Origin of the sequence: Streptomyces sp. 4F14 (assembly GCF_048159485.1) — a bacterium.
Lineage (GTDB): Bacteria > Actinomycetota > Actinomycetes > Streptomycetales > Streptomycetaceae > Streptomyces.
In genome coordinates this window covers 1-405 of record NZ_JBLRVY010000177.1, presented here as the reverse complement: position 1 = coordinate 405, position 405 = coordinate 1, and the positions used below count along the sequence as shown (strand labels likewise).

Genomic DNA, 405 nt, shown 5'->3' with positions numbered 1-405 from the left:
GCTGGTCAGACCGCATCCGGCCGCCGCCACCAGCAGCCCGGCCGTCCACAGGACCGTCGGCCGCCTCACAGGTCCAGCCCCCGCGGCCGCAGCAGCACTTCCGCCAGCGCCGCCAGCCAGTCCACCAGCAGGGCGAGGCTGACCGTGAGGATCGAGCCGAGGACCAGGACCGGCATGCGCTGATTGGTGATGCCCGCCGTGATCAGCACACCCAGGCCGCCGCCCCCGCCGAACACCGCCAGCGTCGCCGTACCGACGTTCAGGACCAGGGCCGTACGCACGCCGGCCAGGATCAGCGGGACCGCCAGGGGGAGTTCCACCCGGGACAGGACGCCCAGTGGGGACATGCCGATGCCGCGCGCCGCCTCCAGCATGGTCGGGTCGTTCGCCTTGAGACCGGCCATC

The 405-nt window shown here is 73.1% G+C and carries 1 protein-coding gene; it reads right to left on the bottom strand.

Annotated elements, in window-relative coordinates; genetic code table 11:
• Window positions 1-65: 65 nt before the first annotated feature.
• The coding region (locus ACLZOT_RS50195; protein WP_416976015.1) for an ABC transporter permease at window positions 66-405 on the bottom strand (340 nt) is incomplete at its 5' end.